The organism is Vallitalea sediminicola, assembly GCF_054408565.1.
The window spans coordinates 1-220 of the sequence record NZ_BTPT01000273.1 but is presented as its reverse complement, the minus strand read 5'-3'; the positions used below and the strand labels follow the sequence as shown (position 1 = coordinate 220).

Annotated in this window: 1 protein-coding gene; it reads right to left on the bottom strand. The window is 25.0% G+C overall.

Annotation, left to right across the window (positions count from 1 at the left end; translation table 11 throughout):
* Positions 1–220: hypothetical protein (locus tag ACX6CF_RS26720; protein WP_458788415.1), on the bottom strand; the 220-nt coding region annotated here is incomplete at both ends.

Below are 220 nucleotides of genomic sequence, written 5' to 3'. Positions count from 1 at the left end.
AAATCTTTTAGAAATGTATTTTTCTAGTTCATATTCCAATTCTCTTTTTAAGACAATATCTTTTTCAGCATTCCATTCATCAATTAATTTTATAATTTTATCATCCGACACCATCATAGCTGTTTTTAAACGTAATCGTTTTAATTCGGACTCTATGGCATTTGACAAATATTCCATACTTTTAATAGTTTTATCAGAATACTCAATTTTATATTGTTCT